Raw genomic sequence first — 15,473 nt, forward strand, 5'->3', positions numbered from 1 at the left:
ATAGTGATTCACCTCCGTGATTGAACTTTTGTGAAGTAATAAGTTCATCTTCTCGGTGATCTGCGCGCCGCACATCTGTCTCTCGTCTAGACATCGCTAGCCAAAGGTCTAATACCTCGCGGCGCAGGTCCACCCCGGTTAGGCTTCCTCCATGTCCCAAATCCGCGTCGTGATCGTCGATGACGATCCCCTGGTGCGCTCAGCGCTCTCTCACTTCGTCTCACGCGACCCGGAGATCACGGTGATCGCCGAGGCAGAGTCCGGGCTCGAGGGCATCGAGGTCGTCGAACGCGAACGTCCTGACGTGGTGATGATGGACGTTCAGATGCCTGAGATGAACGGCATCGAGGCGACGGCGGTGATCAGCGAACGCTGGCCTGAGATCAAGATCCTCGCGGTCACCACGCTCGACGGCAGCGACACCGTGCTTCCGATGCTCAGCGCCGGCGCGTCGGGGTATCTGTTGAAGGACTCCAGCGCGGCGAGCATCCTCGAGGGCGTGCGGGAGGTGTACAGCGGGGCGAGTTCGCTGTCGCCTCGGATCGCCTCACTGCTGATCAAGCATGTGCGGGACACCGAACCGGTCGGCGGCGACGACACTCTCGAGGCGCTCACGGATCGCGAGCAGGAGGTGCTGCAGCGACTCGCTCAGGGGATGTCGAACGCGGAGATCGCGCGCACACTCATCGTGTCGGAGGGGACCGTGAAGGCGCACCTCGGACGCATCATGTCGAAGTGGCACGTGCGCGACCGCGTGCAGATCCTGGTCACAGCAGCGCACGCCGGCCTCGTCGACTTCCGCTGAGGAGTCGACTTCCTCAGGAAGAGAGTGCGCGGCAATGAGCGCGAGGTGACCAGCTGCCAGCTGTGACGACGCAGTGACGAGCGCATGCCGGTGACAGCCCCGTGGCCACGAAGCCGGGGTCGCGAAGATCGGCCGCGCGTCACTCCGTTCGGACGAGGCGTCGCTGCCTGCCCAGCGCGGGGAGGCTGAGTCGTGGTGTGCGCCAGCGTTGGGCGGGGTCCCACCAGTTCGGTCCGCGGACTTCGGGTAGCCCCTCGTTCATGCGGATCTCCCACCCGGAGGTGCCGAGGGAGCGGTGGTGCCACCAGCACAACGGAACACCGTTGTCGGTCGTCGTTGGACCACCCCGCGCATGCTCGGTGACATGGTGGATCTCACACCAGGACGCGGGAACGTGGCATCCGGGGATGAGGCATTCCTTGTCGCGGGCGATGATCGCCCGGCGCTGGTACACGGTGAACACCCGGTCGGTGGTACTGATCCCGATAATGCGCCCCTCATCCATCAGCACCCGCTGGATCACCCCGGCGCACGCAGTCTGCGCGGCGACCGAGACCGGCACGTGCGCACCAGAGCCGGGAATGGTCGCCCACCCACCGTTACCCGCGCTCGCACCGACAGCAGCACCGAATGCAGAACCGCCCGCGTTCGTGCCGACGGCAACACCGACAGCAGAATCGCCCGCGCCCGCACCGACGGCAACACCGACAGCAGAGCCGCCCGTGTGATGGGCGAGGTCTTTCGCGTCGACGGTCACGACGAGGACCGGGGAGGCACCACCGAGCGTGGGCATGTCCTTGTGGCGGGCGGCGATCGCGAGAGCGGCGGCGAGAGCGTCGTGGCGTTTCTGCGCCGCGGTGCGGTCATCGAGCACGCACCGCGGATCCGAGTTGAACGGATCCGCGTCCTCTGGATCGTCGACCCCATCGGCCGCCGGATCGGCATCGGCATCGGCATCGGCATGCGAGACGTCGGCATCCGGAGAATCGGCGTCTGCGCCTGCACCTGCACCTGCACCTGCACCTGCGTCACCAGCACCGGCCCCGTCGCTCGGGGTGAAGTGCACGCCGGGCAGGGGTGGCCCGTCGCCTTTGGGGTTGAGGAGTGCGTCGATGATGAGCTGCAACTGCGCGGCAGCCTCCGGCGTCAGATACCCACGGATCGCATGCACCCCGTCCCGGAGCCGACCGATCGTGATGCCACGCTTACGCCGCGCCTCCTCGTCCTTCGGTTCTTCCCCATCCGGGTCGAGCATCGACGCGAGATCCTCCCCGAGCGCCTTCAGGTCCTGCGTCGTCGGTGACGGCCCCGGCGCCTCCGCGCCCGCACCCGCATCCGCGCCCGCATCCGGGTCCGTGTCGTCCGTGTCGAGGCCGTGCCCGCGTGCGAACCCCGCCAAGGCCACATCGGCCGCCAACCGTTGATCCACCCTCAACCGGTCCCACACCCGCTCGATCGGACCCGTCGCCGCCAGAAACCCCGCCACACCGATCACCCCGTCCAGCAACGCCAGACGCATCTCCGACCACCGCGCCGGCATCCGCTCCCCCGCCAGACTCACCGGCCTGCGCACCAGATCCACCACCCGGTCCACCCGGACCGCACCCCGCACATCCACCCCGACCGTCCGCCGCACCAGCTCGTTCATGCCCCGACACCCCGCCGAATGCGGAAAGTCACCCGGATCCCCGGTCGCGATCGTCTCCACGATCACCGCCTCCGCCCGCCGAAAGGCCGCCCCCGCCCCCTGCAGCACCGTGATCCGATCCGCGTCGCTCAACCCCGCCAAAGCATCATCGGACAGCACAGTATCGAGGTCGGCGATGACCCGATCCAAAAGCTCCGCCGTGCTGTTCATACCCCACAGTCAACCCGACACCACCGACATTCGACCCCCAAACCAGGCCGATTTACCCCAGATCAGACCACGTATTCCAATCTCCCGGAATGCCGCGTGAACGGCACCACGCAAAGACGGGGACCGTGCGAATCGGACCGCGCAAAACCGGCACCCCACGGAACCGGCACCCCACGGAACCGGCACCGCGCAAAACCGGAGACTGCGCGAGCGGCACCCCGCAAAACCGGCACCCCGCGAAACCGGCACCGCACAAAGCGGGCACCGCGCGCAACGGGCAGCGCCACCCCCGTGGTCAGCGCCGGAACGGTCCGGCTCTCATGAAGACGTCGATCGCGTCCTCACTCTCGAGCACGAAGCCGTGCCTCTCATACAGCCGTCGTGCCGGACTGCCCTGCAGCACATTGAGGCGGAACGGTCGGTCGGGGCCCGCCTGTCGCTGGGCCAGGACGTCCGCCAGCACCGCGGATCCGAGGCCGCGGCCCTGCTGAGCGGGATCGAGGTAGAAGTGCTCGATCCACGCCCCGTCGATCTCGGGCCTCACCGCGATGAGACCGACGTCGTCTCCGGCGACGACGATCACCCGCGTGTTCTGCGGGACGAACCCGTTGAGGAACCGCTGTCGCACATGCACCGGGTCGAAGCGTCCGAGTCGCTCCAGATCGGGTCGCATGACGATCGCTCGGAGCTCCGACATCCACGACGCATCCGACGGCGTGCTCTCTCGCAGACTCCACCCGACGGACACAGCATCCATACAATCACGCTCGCGACCCATCCTCAGGGACAGCGACAGCAGGACAGCGACAGCGACAGCGATAGCGACAGCGACAGCGACAGCGACAGCAGCATGACCGCGGCACCACGACAGCGGCACCACGACAGCGGCACCAGGACAGCGGCTACAGCGCGAGCAGCACGATCCCGCCGGCGACCACCGCGGACGCGGCCAGACGCCACCCGGGCCGGCTCTCTCTCAGAGCGAAGACCCCGAACAGGCTGACCAGGACGACACTGACCTCGCGCAGCGGCGCGACGAGAGCCACCGGAGCGATCTGAATGGCCGTGAGCACGAGGATGTACGACAGCGGCGACAGGATGCTGAACGCCACGATGCGCTTCCACTGGGTGCGGCCGAGCGCGCGCACGGCCGCCCACCGGCCTCGAACGCCGAGGGAGTAGAACGGGATCTCGAGCAGCATCGTCCCGACCATGAAGGCGACGGGCGAGAGGTTCCAGGTGCGCACGGCGTTGGCGTCCCAGATCGTGTAGAGGGCGATCGCAACGCCCGTGAGCAGCCCGAACACGAGCCCGGGATCCAGCCGTCGCGACCGATCGGTGCGGCCCCGGTCGACGAGACCGATCGCGACGACTCCGAGGATGACTGCTGCGACGCCGATGAGCGCGAGCGTCGACGGCCGCTCTCCGAGCACGAGCACCGCGATGATCACCGAGAGGAAGGGCCCGGTTCCCCGCGCCGTGGCGTAGACGGTCGAGAGGTTGCCCTCGCGGTACCCGCGCTGCAGCACCGCCATGTAGGCGACATGGAGCACGCCGGAGACTCCCACGCCGAGCAGGAATGCCAGCACGTCATCGGTGCCGAGCCCGCCGGTGAACGGCACGACTCCGATCCAGACGGCGGTTCCGCCCACCGCGCCCCACCAGAGGAACGGCGTCCCCGCCCGACTCACGCCATGGGCGACGATGTTCCACGCGGCGTGCGCGACGGCTGCGGCAATGACGAGAGCGAAGGCGAGAGCGGACATCAGAGACCCTTCCGTTCATCGCGGGCGCGACGAACAGGGTCCTCCGGGCTTTTGTCCTGTCAGATGACGGCACTCCTGCGGAGGAGCACCGTGGCGCCGCTCGGACCAGTCGGGACGAACCCCGGAACCCTAGGCGCTATCGAGATCGACCGTACCGGCCGATGGTGACCGGAAGGTGAACGACACCCGTCGGGTCATCGGGTCATCGGGTCATCGGGTCATCGAAGAGATCGCGCACCGAGTCGCCGATTACGATCGAAGGACCGCCCCCGCAGGAAGGTCGCTCATGCCCGTCACCCCGGACGCTCTCGCCCACGCCGAGGATCTCGCCGACTTCGTCGCCGCCTCCCCCTCGAGCTATCACGCCGCCGCCGAGGTCGCCCGGCGACTGGAGGATGCCGGTTTCACGCGCCTCGAAGAGGACCAGGCCTGGGACGTCTTCCCCGGCGGACGCTACGTCGTCGTGCGCGACGGAGCCGCGATCGCCTGGACGGTTCCGGCGGGCGCGACGGCCACCACGCCCGCTCACATCCTCGGCGCTCACACCGATTCCCCCGGCTTCAAGCTGAAGCCGCAGCCCACCACGGGATCGAGGGGCTGGCTGCAGGCGGCCGTCGAGGTCTACGGCGGTCCGCTGCTGAGCTCGTGGCTCGATCGCGAGTTGCGTCTGGCCGGACGCCTCGCACTCGCCGACGGACGCGTGGTGCTCGCCGACACCGGAGCGCTGCTGCGCCTCCCCCAGCTCGCGATCCACCTCGACCGCGAGGCGAACACCGGCCTCGCGCTCGACAAGCAGTTCCAGACGCAGCCCGTGTGGGGCCTGGGCGACCCGACGCAGGAGGACATCCTGGCCGAGCTCGCCCACTCCGCGGGGGTCTCGGCATCCGACATCCGCGGCTACGACGTCGTGATCGCCGATACCGCGCGCGGCGCGATCTTCGGCAAGGACCGCGCGTTCTTCGCCTCGGGTCGCCTCGACGACCTCGCCTCGGTGCATGCGGGGGTCGTCGCACTCGAGTCCCTGGGCGAGGTCGCGACCGGACCCATCGCGATCCTCGCCGCATTCGACCACGAGGAGCTCGGCTCGAACTCCCGCTCGGGCGCGGGCGGCCCCCTGCTCGAAGACATCCTCGGCCGCGTGTACGACGCACTCGGCGCCGACGCCTCCGAGCGTCGCCGCGCGTTCTCGGCGTCGTGGTGCCTGTCGAGCGACGTGGGCCACTCGGTGCACCCGAACTACGTGCACAAGCACGACCCCGTGGTGCAGCCCGTGCTCGGCTCCGGCCCCATCCTCAAGCTCAACGCCAACCAGCGCTATGCGACGGATGCCGTCGGCTCCGCCGCCTGGCGGGGATGGTGCGACAGCGCCGGGGTGGTCACGCAGGAGTTCGTGTCGAACAACAACGTGCCCTGCGGCTCGACGATCGGCCCGATCACGGCCACGCGCCTCGGCATCCGCACGGTCGACGTCGGCATCCCGATCCTGTCGATGCACTCGGCGCGTGAGCTCGCCGGTGTCGCGGATCTGCACGACCTGACCCTCGTCGCGGGAGCGTTCTTCGCCGGCCGATAACGACCGCCAGCGCGCCCGCGGGCCTCGCGCAGTGCCAGGATGATGGCATGACGGACATCAAGCCTGCTCTCATCGAGCGCGCGGGCATCGAGATCATCCCCGAATCCGAGCGCACGGCGAAGCCGAGCGATCTCTTCTGGCCGTGGTTCGCGGCCAACGTGTCGGTGTTCGGCATGTCGTACGGATCGTTCGTGCTGGGCTTCGGCATCTCGTTCTGGCAGGCGACCATCGTGTCGATCGTCGGCATCGTCGTGTCGTTCCTGCTGTGCGGGCTGATCGCGATCGCCGGCAAGCGCGGATCGGCGCCGACCATGGTCCTCTCGCGGGCCGCCTTCGGCGTGCAGGGGCAGAAGGTGCCGGGCATCGTCTCGTGGTTGACCTCGATCGGCTGGGAGACGTTCCTCGCGATCATGGCCGTGCTCGCGACGGCCACCGTCATCACGCAGCTCGGCGGCGACGGCGACAGCATCGCGCTCAAGATCACCGCCACCGTGATCGTCGCCGCGCTGATCGTCGCCGCGTCAGTGCTCGGCTATCACACGATCATGAAGCTGCAGTCGGTGCTCACGTGGCTCACGGGCATCGTGACGGTGGTCTACATCGTCCTCGCCGCCCCCAGCATCGACCTCGCCGCCGTCCTGGCGCGCCCTGACGGCGGGATCGGCCAGGTCACGGGCGCGCTGGTCATGGTCATGACCGGCTTCGGCCTGGGCTGGATCAACATCGCCGCCGACTGGTCGCGCTATCAGAAGCGCTCGGCATCCGATGGGGCGATCGTCCTGTGGAACACGATCGGCGGCTCGGTCGCCCCCGTGATCCTCGTCATCTTCGGTCTGCTGCTCGCGGGGTCCGACGACGAGCTCAGCGCGGCGATCGCCGCCGACCCCATCGGCGCCCTCGCGACGATCCTGCCCATCTGGGTGCTCGTGCCGTTCCTGCTCACCGCGGTGCTGGCCCTCGTGTCGGGTGCGGTCCTGGGCATCTACTCCTCCGGCCTCACGCTGCTGAGCCTCGGCATCCGCATCCCCCGTCCGACTGCTGCGGCGATCGACGGCGTGATCCTGACTCTCGGCACGATCTACGTCGTGTTCTTCGCCACCGACTTCCTCGGTCCGTTCCAGAGCTTCCTCATCACACTGGGGGTGCCGCTGGCCTCGTGGGCGGGCATCCTGATCGCCGACATCCTGCGCCGCAGGAAGGACTACGACGAGCAGGCGCTGTTCGACAGCCGCGGCCGCTACGGCGCGTGGGACTGGACGTCGATCGGCACCATGGTGGTCGCGAGCGTGATCGGGTGGGGCTTCGTGCTCAACGGATTCGCGGATGCCGCGCCGTGGAACAACTGGCAGGGCTACCTGCTCGGTCTCGTCGGCGGTGTGGACGGCGACTGGGCCTACGCCAACCTCGGAGTCTTCTTCGCCCTCGTGCTGTCGTTCGTCGTGACCTGGTTCGCCCGGGCCGGGAGGATCCGCGCGCAGGAAGCCTCGGCATGAGCGACGGCCCCTGGCTGGTCGTGATCGACCCGCAGACGATCTTCGCGTCGCCCGACTCGGCGTGGGGCTCGCCGTTCTTCGCCGAGACCATGCCTCGGATCCGGCAACTCGCCGAGGCCTTCGGCGATCGCGCGATCGTGACCCGCTGGGTGCCGACGGCCGATCGATCGACCGCGTGGGGTGCCTACTTCGACGCGTGGCCGTTCGCCGACCGGCCGGCGACCGATCCGCTGTTCGACCTCGTGCCCGACGCGGCCGGTCTGTCGCCGCATCCGACGCTCGATCTGCCGACGTTCGGCAAGTGGGGTGCCGAGATCGAAGCGATCGTGGGTCACGGGGCGCACGTCGTACTGGCGGGCGTCGCGACCGACTGCTGCGTCATCTCGACAGCCCTGGCCGCAGCGGATGCCGGGGCGCACGTCACCGTGGCCGCCGATGCCTGCGCGGGCTCGACGGCGGAGAATCACGCGGCGGCGATGCAGGTGATGGGTCTCTACCCGCCGCAGATCACGGTCAGCGACACCGCCTCGGTGGTGTCGGGGCGCTAGGCCCCCGCGCGCACGGCGGCCACGATGTCGGCGGGCGATCCGCGCCACGGGGCTCCGTGCCCGGGCAGCACCCAGGATGCCGACACGGCGGCGAGCCTGTCGAGAGAGGCGATGGCTTCGGTCGGCTCATCCGTGAAGGGCGCGGGCTGAGGGCCCACCTGCCCCGTCAACACATGGCGCGTGGTGAGCGCATCACCGACGAACACCGCGTCCGCGGCGGGGATGTGCACCGCGATGCTGCCGGGCGAGTGTCCCGGCATCCCGATGACGACCGGCGAGCCGGGCAGGTCGAGCACCTGGCCGTCATCGACGGTCACGACGTCGGTGACGTGGCGCGTGCGCAGCGCGCTCTTGCGCAGTCCGTAGGCGAGGAAACCGAGCATCGGACCGATGCGTGCCGGCCCCATCGGAGTCTTCGGCTTCTCACCCGTGCGCACCCGGTGCGCATCGGCGCTGTGGATGAAGACGGGCACGCCGGCTTCGCTGCGCAGTCGCTCGGCGAAGCCGATGTGGTCGCTGTCTCCGTGGGTGAGCACAAGGCCACGGATGTCGGAGAGCGGACGCCCGAGTTCCGCGAGCGTGCGCTGCAGGTCGCTCCAGTGGCCGGGCAGTCCCGCGTCGACGAGCGTGATCCCCTCGGGCAGATCGACGAGGTATGACGCGACGACGTCGTTGCCCAGTCGGTGCAGGTGTGGTGCGAGCTTCATGGCCGTTCCCTTCGCGGTGGTCTACGATGGCTACACTACGTAGCGATCATAGCTACTGTCAATAGCCATGAGGGAGACCCCGATGCCGACGCCTGAACGAACCTCGCTGACGGCCATCGTCGACGCCGGCCGAGAGATCCTCGAGTCGGCCGGACCCGCGGGACTCACCATGCAGGCGGTCGCCGAGCGGGTGGGCGTGCGGGCACCGTCCCTGTACAAGCGGATCCGCGATCGGGACGCTCTGCTGTCAGCGGTGGCCGCGGCCTCGGCCGACGCGCTGACGGTCAGGCTCGACGCAGCGGGCGACGACCTCCCGCTCCTCGCCGCCGCATACCGGGCCTTCGCGCACCAGCATTCCGAAGCATTCCGCCTGCTCTTCACCGCCTCGGCACCGGAAGACGCCCTACACCGGGCGTCCGCCCCGGTGCTGCGCTCCTGCACCGAGCTCGTGGGAGCGGAACGGGCGCTCGACGCGGCTCGGCTCTTCACCGCGTGGGCGACAGGGTTCCTGCAGATGGAACTCGCCGGAGCCTTCCGCCTGGGCGGCGACGTCGACGAGGCGTTCGAGTACGGCATGGGCCGCATCCTCGCGGGGCTGACCTCCTCGTGAACTCGGCTGCTCGGGCGGTGCGGTGACCCTGAGCTCGGCACGCGCCATTCCCGAGCGCAACCGGAATACTGCCAAGATGATGCGCGGAGAGGGGTTTCCATGACCGCGAGCGCGCATGATGACGAATCGAGCCACCCGACCGCGGCTCGTCGCCCGTGGCATCGCACGAAGGTGGCGGTGGCGCTGGTCCTGATCGTCGTCGGGGTGGTGGTGATCATCGGCGCACTCACTCCCTGGCCGTCGGCGATGGTCATCCGCTCGGTGTTCACGAAAGGCGGCGACGAGACCGCGGCCGAGATGGACAAGCACGTGCCGGACACCGAGCTCACCGAGCAGCTCGACGTCGCGTACGCGGAGGGAGGCGCCGACACCACGATGGACGTCTTCACGCCGGCATCCGCTTCCGGGCCGCTCCCAACGGTGGTCTGGATTCACGGCGGCGCCTGGATCTCGGGGTCGAAGGAGAACGTCGATCCGTACATGCGCATCCTCGCGGCCGAGGGATACACGACGATCGCCGTGAACTACACGATCGGGCCCGAGGGCGTGTATCCACTCGCGGTCGATCAGCTCAACGACGCGCTCGCCTACGTCGACGCACACGCCGAGGAGCTCGGCGTCGACCCGACCCGGATCGTGCTCGCCGGCGACTCCGCCGGAGCGCAGCTGGCCAGCCAGATGGCGACGCTGATGACGAGCCCCGACTACGCCGAGATCATGGGCATCACCCCGGCGCTCGAGGCCGAGCAGGTGGTCGCGACCGTGCTGAACTGCGGTGTGTACGACCTCGCCGCCCTCGCCGAACTCGACGGCCTCGTCGGATGGGGACTGAAGACCTCGATGTGGGCGTACTCGGGCACCAAGACCTGGGCGGAGGGCGCGACCGGATCCACGATGTCGACGATCGACTGGGTCACGGAGGACTTCCCGACGACCTACATCTCGGGCGGCAACGGCGACGGCCTCACCTGGCTGCAGTCGATCCCGATGGCGCAGCGCCTCGATGCGCTCGGCGTCGATGTGACCACGCTCTTCTGGCCGGCGCCCCACGAGCCCGAGCTGCCGCACGAGTACCAGTTCCATCTCGACCTGCCGGACGCCCAGACGGCCCTGCAGAAGACCGTCGAGTTCCTCGACGCGCACACCGCGCGCTGAGCGGTGCGCGGTTCCTGGCTACTTCATCGTGTCGAGGATGCCCACGAGGCCGTCGAAGGTGGTGAGCGGGTTGAGGATCGCGAAGCGGGTGTTCGGCCGACCCCCGTGCGAGCTCGGCACGACGAACGCGCGCTGCGAGTCGAGGAGCTCGTCGGACCAGCGGTCGTAGTCGCCGCGATCCCAGCCCTCTCGTTCGAACACGACGACGGAGAGTTGCGGGTCGCGCACGAGACGGAGCTCTGGCCGCGCGGCGATCTCGGCGGCGATGCGCTGCGTCAGAGCGAGCGTCGCACTCACGGCATCGCGATAGGCGGCCACCCCGTAGGTCGCGAGCGAGAACCACAGCGGCAGCCCGCGCGGGCGGCGGGTGAGCTGGATCGAGTAGTCCGACGGGCTGAAGTCGCCCGCGTCGGTCAGGGTGTCGAGGTATTCGGCGTGCTGGGTGTGGGCGCGCCGGCCTGCATCGGGGTCGCGGTAGATCAGGGCGCAGCAGTCGAAGGGGGCGAACAGCCACTTGTGCGGGTCGACGATCACCGAGTCGGCGCGCTCCACTCCGGCGAAGACGCCCCGGGCCTCGGGTGCCAGCATCGCCGTCAGCCCATACGCGCCGTCGATGTGCAGCCAGAAGTCGAACTCGTCTTTCAGTGCCGCGATGCCGGCGATGTCGTCGACGATGCCGAAGTTGGTCGAGCCGCCGGTGGCGACCACCGCGCAGATCTCATCGCCGTGCTCGGCGAGCGCCGCGCGCACCGCGTCCGCCCGCAGCACGCCGTCGTCGCCGGCGGGCACGAGCAGCACGTCAGCATCCATGACCTTCGCCGCCGACTTGTTCGAGGAGTGCGCCTCGACGCTGCACACGATCTTCCAGCGACGAGGGAGCTGCTTGCCTGCGTCGAGCAGCTTGGCCTTCGCCGCCTCGCGTGCCGCGACGAGAGCCGACAGGTTGCCGATCGTGCCGCCCTGCACGAACACGCCGCCCGCGGTGTCGGGGAGGCCGAACTCGGAGGCGAGGAACGACAGCACCTCGTTCTCGGCATGCACGGCGCCTGCGCCCTCGAGCCAGCTGCCGCCATAGAGGCCGGATGCCGACACGACGAGGTCGAACGCGATCGACGCGATGGTCGGCGCGGTCGGGATGAACGACAGGTACGCGGGGTGGCTCGTCGTGAGGCAGGCCGGGGCGAGGATGTGCTCGAACACGCTGAGCGCACGCTGCGAACCGAGACCCGCGTCGGTGATCGTCCTGCCGACCAGACGATCGAGCTCGGCCGGCGACTGGGGCTTGTCGAGCGGCACGTCGGCCGCGAGCATCCGCCGTCGCGAATAGTCGAGCACCGCGTCGACGATCGCCGTCGATTCGGCCGAGGCCGCGTGCATGCGTTCTGCTCCCATGAGCTGTCCTTATCTGAGGTTTTCTGCGGGCTGTGCAAGCTGTGAAGCGCCCGGCGCGGGAGCTTCTGTCGTGGAAGCTTCTGTCGCCGGGACGTCGAGCACGGCGGTGAGCGTGCGTCGAGCGAGGGCCGCTCGATCACGCGGCGCCCAGTGGACGAGCGAGTGGGCGCTCATGCCGTCGACCATGGCGAGCAGCATCCACGCCGACGAGCCGGGGTCGACCCGCAGTGCAGGGTCTTCGGCGATCGCCCGGGCGATGAGGTCTTCGAGGGCACTGTGCCAGAGGTCCATCTCGGCGCGGACCCGGGCACCGAGAGCCTCGTTGCGGGTGCCGAGCGCCCACGACTGCACCCACACCATCGCCACGTCGTCGCGGGAGTCGTCGAGCAGCGTCTCGATGAGTCGCAGCAGGTTCGTGCGCAGGTCGACGGCGGGATCGTACGAGCCGATCACCTCTTCGCGCTCGGCCGCGACGATCGCGGTGAAGACCTCGGCGACGAACGACTCCATCACAGGCCTGTAGTGGGCGACGAGAGCCGGAGTGACGCCGACCCGCGCGGCGACGGCGCGCACGGTGAGAGCCTCGAGACCGCTCTCGGCCGCGAGCGACACGGCGCCGTCGACGATCGAGCGTTCGCGCTCTTCCGGCGGCAGCCGGCGCGGGGCTGCGGCTCTTGACGTGGTCTCCATCACGGGCTACCGTATCACTCGTTGATCGCGTGTTCAATAGCGACGGCGACTCTCGTTCCCGAGGTCGCGATCAGCAGCGAGGGAGACAATCATGGCCTGGCACATGCCCGCCGAGACCGCACCGCACGACCGCACCTGGATGGCGTTCCCCGCCGAGGGGCCGACGCTCGGCGAGACCGCGGCCGAGCGCGACGAGGGCTATGCGACCTGGACAGCCGTGGCCCATGCCGTCTCCGAGTTCGAGCCGGTCACGATGATCGTCGACCCTGCCGAGGTCGCGCGTGCGCGGCGAATGCTCAGCAGCGCGATCGACATCGTCGAGGCGCCGGTCGACGAGTTCTGGATGCGGGATTCCGGTCCGACCTTCGTGATCGACGACGAGCGTCCCGGCGTGCTCGGCGCGGTCGACTGGATCTTCAACGGGTGGGGCGCGCCCGCATGGGCGCAGTGGCAGAAGGCGGCGCAGCACGCGCGCGTCATCGCGGGCGCCGTCGGGGCCGAGCTCGTGAGCTCGACCCTCGTGAACGAGGGTGGCGGAATCCACGTCGACGGCGAGGGCACCGTGCTGCTCACCGACACCGTGCAGCTCGATCCTCGCCGCAATCCCTACGCCGACAAGGCGCGCGTCGAAGCCGAGATGGCCCGCACTCTCGGCGCCTCCACGGCGGTGTGGCTCCCCCGCGGCCTCACCCGCGACTACGACGACTTCGGCACGAACGGCCACGTCGACATCGTCGCGACGATCGTCTCCCCCGGTCGGCTGCTGCTGCACGACCAGCGCGATCCCGCGCACCCCGACCACGACGTCACCCGCGCGCTCCGCGCCCATCTGAGCGAGCAGACGGATGCCGCCGGTCGTCGCTTCGAGATCGTCGACATCCCCGCGCCCGCCACCCTGCGTGACGACGAAGGCTTCGTCGACTGGAGCTACGTCAACCATCTGGTCACCAACGACGGCGTCGTCGCGTGCGGGTTCGGCGACGACAAGGCGGACGCCGCCGCGAGGGCGATCCTCTCCGACGTCTATCCGGGCCGCCGGGTCGTCACCGTCGACGCACGCCCGCTGTTCGATCGCGGGGGTGGCATCCACTGCATCACCCAGCAGCAGCCGAGCGTGGGGGTGGTCGCATGATCGACGTGGTCGAGGCCTCCATCGCCGAGCTGCGGCGAGCGCTCGAGACGGGCGAGGCGACGGCCGTCGAGCTCGTCGACGCGTACCTCGCGCGCATCGCCGCGTACGACGGCCCCGACACGGACACGGCCCTGAACGCGATCGTCGTCACGAACCCCGAGGCGCGCGCCGAGGCCGAGGCATCGGACGAGCGGCGGGCCCGCGGCGAGACCCTCGGGCCGCTCGACGGCATCCCGTACACCGCGAAGGACAGCTACCTGGTGCGCGGGCTGACCGCCGCCGCCGGCAGCCCCGCCTTCGCGAGCCTCATCGCGCAGCGCGACGCGTTCACGATCGAACGTCTGCGGGCTGGCGGCGCGATCTGCCTCGGGCTCACGAACATGCCCCCGATGGCGAACGGGGGCATGCAGCGAGGGGTGTACGGCCGGGCCGAGAGTCCGTACAACGCCGACTACCTCACCGCGCCCTTCGCCTCGGGGTCGTCGAACGGCTCGGGGACCGCGACGGCCGCGAGCTTCGGAGCGTTCGGCCTGGGCGAGGAGACCTGGTCGAGCGGCCGCGGGCCCGCCACGAACAACGCCCTGTGCGCCTATACGCCTTCGCGCGGCGTGATCTCGACCCGCGGCAACTGGCCGCTCGTGCCGACCATGGATGTCGTCGTGCCGCACGCGCGCACCATGGCCGACCTGCTCGAGGTGCTCGACGTGATCGTCGCCGACGACGCCGAGACGCGCGGTGACTTCTGGCGCGCCCAGCCCTGGGTGTCGCTGCCGCAGTCGTCAGAGATTCGCCCCGACTCCTACCCCGCGCTCTCCGACGACGCGTCGGCAGCTCTGCGCGGCATCCGCATCGGCATCCCCCGCATGTACATCAACGCGGATCCGGATGCCGGCACCGCGGCTGAACCGGGCATCGGCGGCCCCACAGGGCAGCGCATCGAGACGCGCGCCTCGGTGATCGAGCGCTGGGAGTCCGCACGACGCGACCTCAAGTCCGCAGGCGCGACCGTGGTCGAGGTCGACTTTCCCGTGGTGTCGAACTACGAGGGCGACCGACCGGGTGCACCCACCATCGCGACGCGCGGTCTCGTGTCGCCGGAGTATCTGCGACGCGAGATCGTCGACCTGTCGGCGTGGGGGTGGGAGGACTTCCTGCAGGCGAACGGCGACCCCCGACTGCACACACTCGCCGCCGTCGACGGAGCGACGATCTTCCCGCATCCGGAGGGCGCACTTCCCGACCGCTACACCGGCTTCGATGACGACATCGCCGAATATCCCGAGTGGGTGCGCGACAACCCGGGTGTCGGATTCGAGGACATGCCCGAGCTCGCCGACGGCCTGCGCGGCCTGGAGGAGACCCGTCGCATCGACCTCGAGGAGTGGATGGACGAGCACGAACTCGATGCCGTCGTGTTCCCGGCCGTCGCCGACGTGGGGCCCGCTGACATGGATGTGGACGAGGCGTCCGCCGATCTCGGCTGGCGCAACGGCACCTGGATCGCCAACGGCAACCTGACCGTGCGCCACCTCGGCATCCCGACCGTGACGGTGCCGATGGGACTCATGGCCGACATCGGCATGCCGATCGGCCTGACGTTCGTGGGTCGCTCCTACGACGACACGGCGCTGCTGCGTCTCGCCGCCGGGTTCGAAGCGATCGGCGCACCGGGCGAGCGCCGCACCCCGCCGCCGAGGACACCGGCGCTCTGACCTCGCCGACCCGGGTGGGACATTTCACTATT

14 protein-coding genes are annotated in these 15,473 nt (G+C 69.4%); 8 read left to right on the forward strand and 6 right to left on the reverse strand.

The window, feature by feature from the left end:
* Nucleotides 1-151 precede the first annotated feature (151 nt).
* Nucleotides 152-805: a response regulator transcription factor gene (locus tag AB0N61_RS02865; RefSeq protein ID WP_222839407.1), complete on the forward strand. Its 654-nt coding sequence runs from the start codon at nt 152-154 to the stop codon at nt 803-805.
* A gap of 139 nt (nt 806-944) precedes the next feature.
* Here the strand turns inward: AB0N61_RS02865 and AB0N61_RS02870 are convergent, their stop codons facing one another.
* The 3 genes from AB0N61_RS02870 to AB0N61_RS02880 form a co-directional block, all read right to left on the reverse strand.
* The gene (locus AB0N61_RS02870; protein WP_363361552.1) at nt 945-2,663 is read right to left on the reverse strand and encodes a DUF222 domain-containing protein; all 1,719 of its coding nucleotides are present in this window, start codon (nt 2,661-2,663) and stop codon (nt 945-947) included.
* A gap of 295 nt (nt 2,664-2,958) precedes the next feature.
* Nucleotides 2,959-3,420 (reverse strand): GNAT family N-acetyltransferase, encoded by a 462-nt coding sequence (locus AB0N61_RS02875; protein WP_363361553.1) that lies wholly within the window; start codon nt 3,418-3,420, stop codon nt 2,959-2,961.
* Nucleotides 3,421-3,565: 145 nt separating this feature from the next.
* On the reverse strand, nt 3,566-4,429 hold the full coding sequence (locus AB0N61_RS02880; RefSeq protein ID WP_363361555.1) for an EamA family transporter: 864 nt from the start codon (nt 4,427-4,429) through the stop codon (nt 3,566-3,568).
* A gap of 286 nt (nt 4,430-4,715) precedes the next feature.
* On the opposite strand from AB0N61_RS02880, the gene AB0N61_RS02885 reads away from it, so the two are divergent.
* The 3 genes from AB0N61_RS02885 to AB0N61_RS02895 are packed head-to-tail and all read left to right on the forward strand — an operon-like array spanning nt 4,716 to nt 8,043.
* Entirely contained in the window at nt 4,716-6,002 is a 1,287-nt protein-coding gene (locus tag AB0N61_RS02885; RefSeq protein WP_363361557.1) for a M18 family aminopeptidase, read from the forward strand.
* A 47-nt stretch (nt 6,003-6,049) separates the two neighbouring features.
* Nucleotides 6,050-7,495, forward strand: a complete 1,446-nt coding sequence (locus AB0N61_RS02890) for a cytosine permease (protein ID WP_363361559.1) — start codon at nt 6,050-6,052, stop codon at nt 7,493-7,495.
* Nucleotides 7,492-8,043, forward strand: coding sequence for an isochorismatase family protein (locus AB0N61_RS02895; protein WP_363361561.1), 552 nt, complete (start codon nt 7,492-7,494; stop codon nt 8,041-8,043). Before AB0N61_RS02890 ends, AB0N61_RS02895 begins: the two co-directional genes overlap by 4 nt.
* On the opposite strand, the gene AB0N61_RS02900 is transcribed toward AB0N61_RS02895, so the two are convergent.
* Nucleotides 8,040-8,750: an MBL fold metallo-hydrolase gene (locus AB0N61_RS02900; protein WP_167948927.1), complete on the reverse strand. Its 711-nt coding sequence runs from the start codon at nt 8,748-8,750 to the stop codon at nt 8,040-8,042. The genes AB0N61_RS02895 and AB0N61_RS02900 overlap by 4 nt on opposite strands.
* 82 nt (nt 8,751-8,832) lie before the next feature.
* Here AB0N61_RS02900 and AB0N61_RS02905 point away from each other — a divergent pair, with 82 nt between their 5' ends.
* Complete coding sequence (locus tag AB0N61_RS02905) at nt 8,833-9,360, forward strand: WHG domain-containing protein (RefSeq protein WP_363361562.1); 528 nt, start codon at nt 8,833-8,835, stop codon at nt 9,358-9,360.
* 99 nt (nt 9,361-9,459) lie between these two features.
* Nucleotides 9,460-10,515: an alpha/beta hydrolase gene (locus AB0N61_RS02910; RefSeq protein WP_363361563.1), complete on the forward strand. Its 1,056-nt coding sequence runs from the start codon at nt 9,460-9,462 to the stop codon at nt 10,513-10,515.
* A gap of 18 nt (nt 10,516-10,533) precedes the next feature.
* Here AB0N61_RS02910 and AB0N61_RS02915 read toward each other — a convergent pair whose 3' ends face one another.
* Both AB0N61_RS02915 and AB0N61_RS02920 read right to left on the reverse strand, forming a co-directional pair.
* Nucleotides 10,534-11,907 carry a pyridoxal-dependent decarboxylase gene (locus AB0N61_RS02915; protein WP_363361565.1) on the reverse strand — a complete coding sequence of 458 codons (1,374 nt, stop codon included), beginning with the start codon at nt 11,905-11,907 and terminating at the stop codon, nt 10,534-10,536.
* Between the two features lie 9 nt (nt 11,908-11,916).
* A complete protein-coding gene (locus AB0N61_RS02920) occupies nt 11,917-12,597 on the reverse strand; it encodes a TetR/AcrR family transcriptional regulator (RefSeq protein WP_363361568.1) in 681 nt (226 codons plus the stop codon).
* A gap of 91 nt (nt 12,598-12,688) precedes the next feature.
* On the opposite strand from AB0N61_RS02920, the gene AB0N61_RS02925 reads away from it, so the two are divergent.
* Both AB0N61_RS02925 and AB0N61_RS02930 read left to right on the forward strand, forming a co-directional pair.
* Entirely contained in the window at nt 12,689-13,729 is a 1,041-nt protein-coding gene (locus AB0N61_RS02925; protein WP_167948922.1) for an agmatine deiminase family protein, read from the forward strand.
* A complete protein-coding gene (locus tag AB0N61_RS02930) occupies nt 13,726-15,441 on the forward strand; it encodes an amidase (RefSeq protein WP_363361570.1) in 1,716 nt (571 codons plus the stop codon). The genes AB0N61_RS02925 and AB0N61_RS02930 overlap by 4 nt, the downstream gene beginning before the upstream one ends.
* Nucleotides 15,442-15,473: the final 32 nt, after the last annotated feature.

The sequence above is a fragment of the Microbacterium sp. NPDC089320 genome (assembly GCF_040684875.1).
Lineage (GTDB): Bacteria > Actinomycetota > Actinomycetes > Actinomycetales > Microbacteriaceae > Microbacterium.

Excerpts from the sequence above, each read along its gene's own strand:
- AB0N61_RS02865 (WP_222839407.1), top strand. The coding sequence starts at position 152 with ATGTCCCAAATCCGCGTCGTGATCGTCGATGACGATCCCCTGGTGCGC.
- AB0N61_RS02870 (WP_363361552.1), bottom strand. The coding sequence starts at position 2,663 with ATGAACAGCACGGCGGAGCTTTTGGATCGGGTCATCGCCGACCTCGAT.
- AB0N61_RS02875 (WP_363361553.1), bottom strand. The coding sequence starts at position 3,420 with ATGGATGCTGTGTCCGTCGGGTGGAGTCTGCGAGAGAGCACGCCGTCG.
- AB0N61_RS02880 (WP_363361555.1), bottom strand. The coding sequence starts at position 4,429 with ATGTCCGCTCTCGCCTTCGCTCTCGTCATTGCCGCAGCCGTCGCGCAC.
- AB0N61_RS02885 (WP_363361557.1), top strand. The coding sequence starts at position 4,716 with ATGCCCGTCACCCCGGACGCTCTCGCCCACGCCGAGGATCTCGCCGAC.
- AB0N61_RS02890 (WP_363361559.1), top strand. The coding sequence starts at position 6,050 with ATGACGGACATCAAGCCTGCTCTCATCGAGCGCGCGGGCATCGAGATC.
- AB0N61_RS02895 (WP_363361561.1), top strand. The coding sequence starts at position 7,492 with ATGAGCGACGGCCCCTGGCTGGTCGTGATCGACCCGCAGACGATCTTC.
- AB0N61_RS02900 (WP_167948927.1), bottom strand. The coding sequence starts at position 8,750 with ATGAAGCTCGCACCACACCTGCACCGACTGGGCAACGACGTCGTCGCG.
- AB0N61_RS02905 (WP_363361562.1), top strand. The coding sequence starts at position 8,833 with ATGCCGACGCCTGAACGAACCTCGCTGACGGCCATCGTCGACGCCGGC.
- AB0N61_RS02910 (WP_363361563.1), top strand. The coding sequence starts at position 9,460 with ATGACCGCGAGCGCGCATGATGACGAATCGAGCCACCCGACCGCGGCT.
- AB0N61_RS02915 (WP_363361565.1), bottom strand. The coding sequence starts at position 11,907 with ATGGGAGCAGAACGCATGCACGCGGCCTCGGCCGAATCGACGGCGATC.
- AB0N61_RS02920 (WP_363361568.1), bottom strand. The coding sequence starts at position 12,597 with ATGGAGACCACGTCAAGAGCCGCAGCCCCGCGCCGGCTGCCGCCGGAA.
- AB0N61_RS02925 (WP_167948922.1), top strand. The coding sequence starts at position 12,689 with ATGGCCTGGCACATGCCCGCCGAGACCGCACCGCACGACCGCACCTGG.
- AB0N61_RS02930 (WP_363361570.1), top strand. The coding sequence starts at position 13,726 with ATGATCGACGTGGTCGAGGCCTCCATCGCCGAGCTGCGGCGAGCGCTC.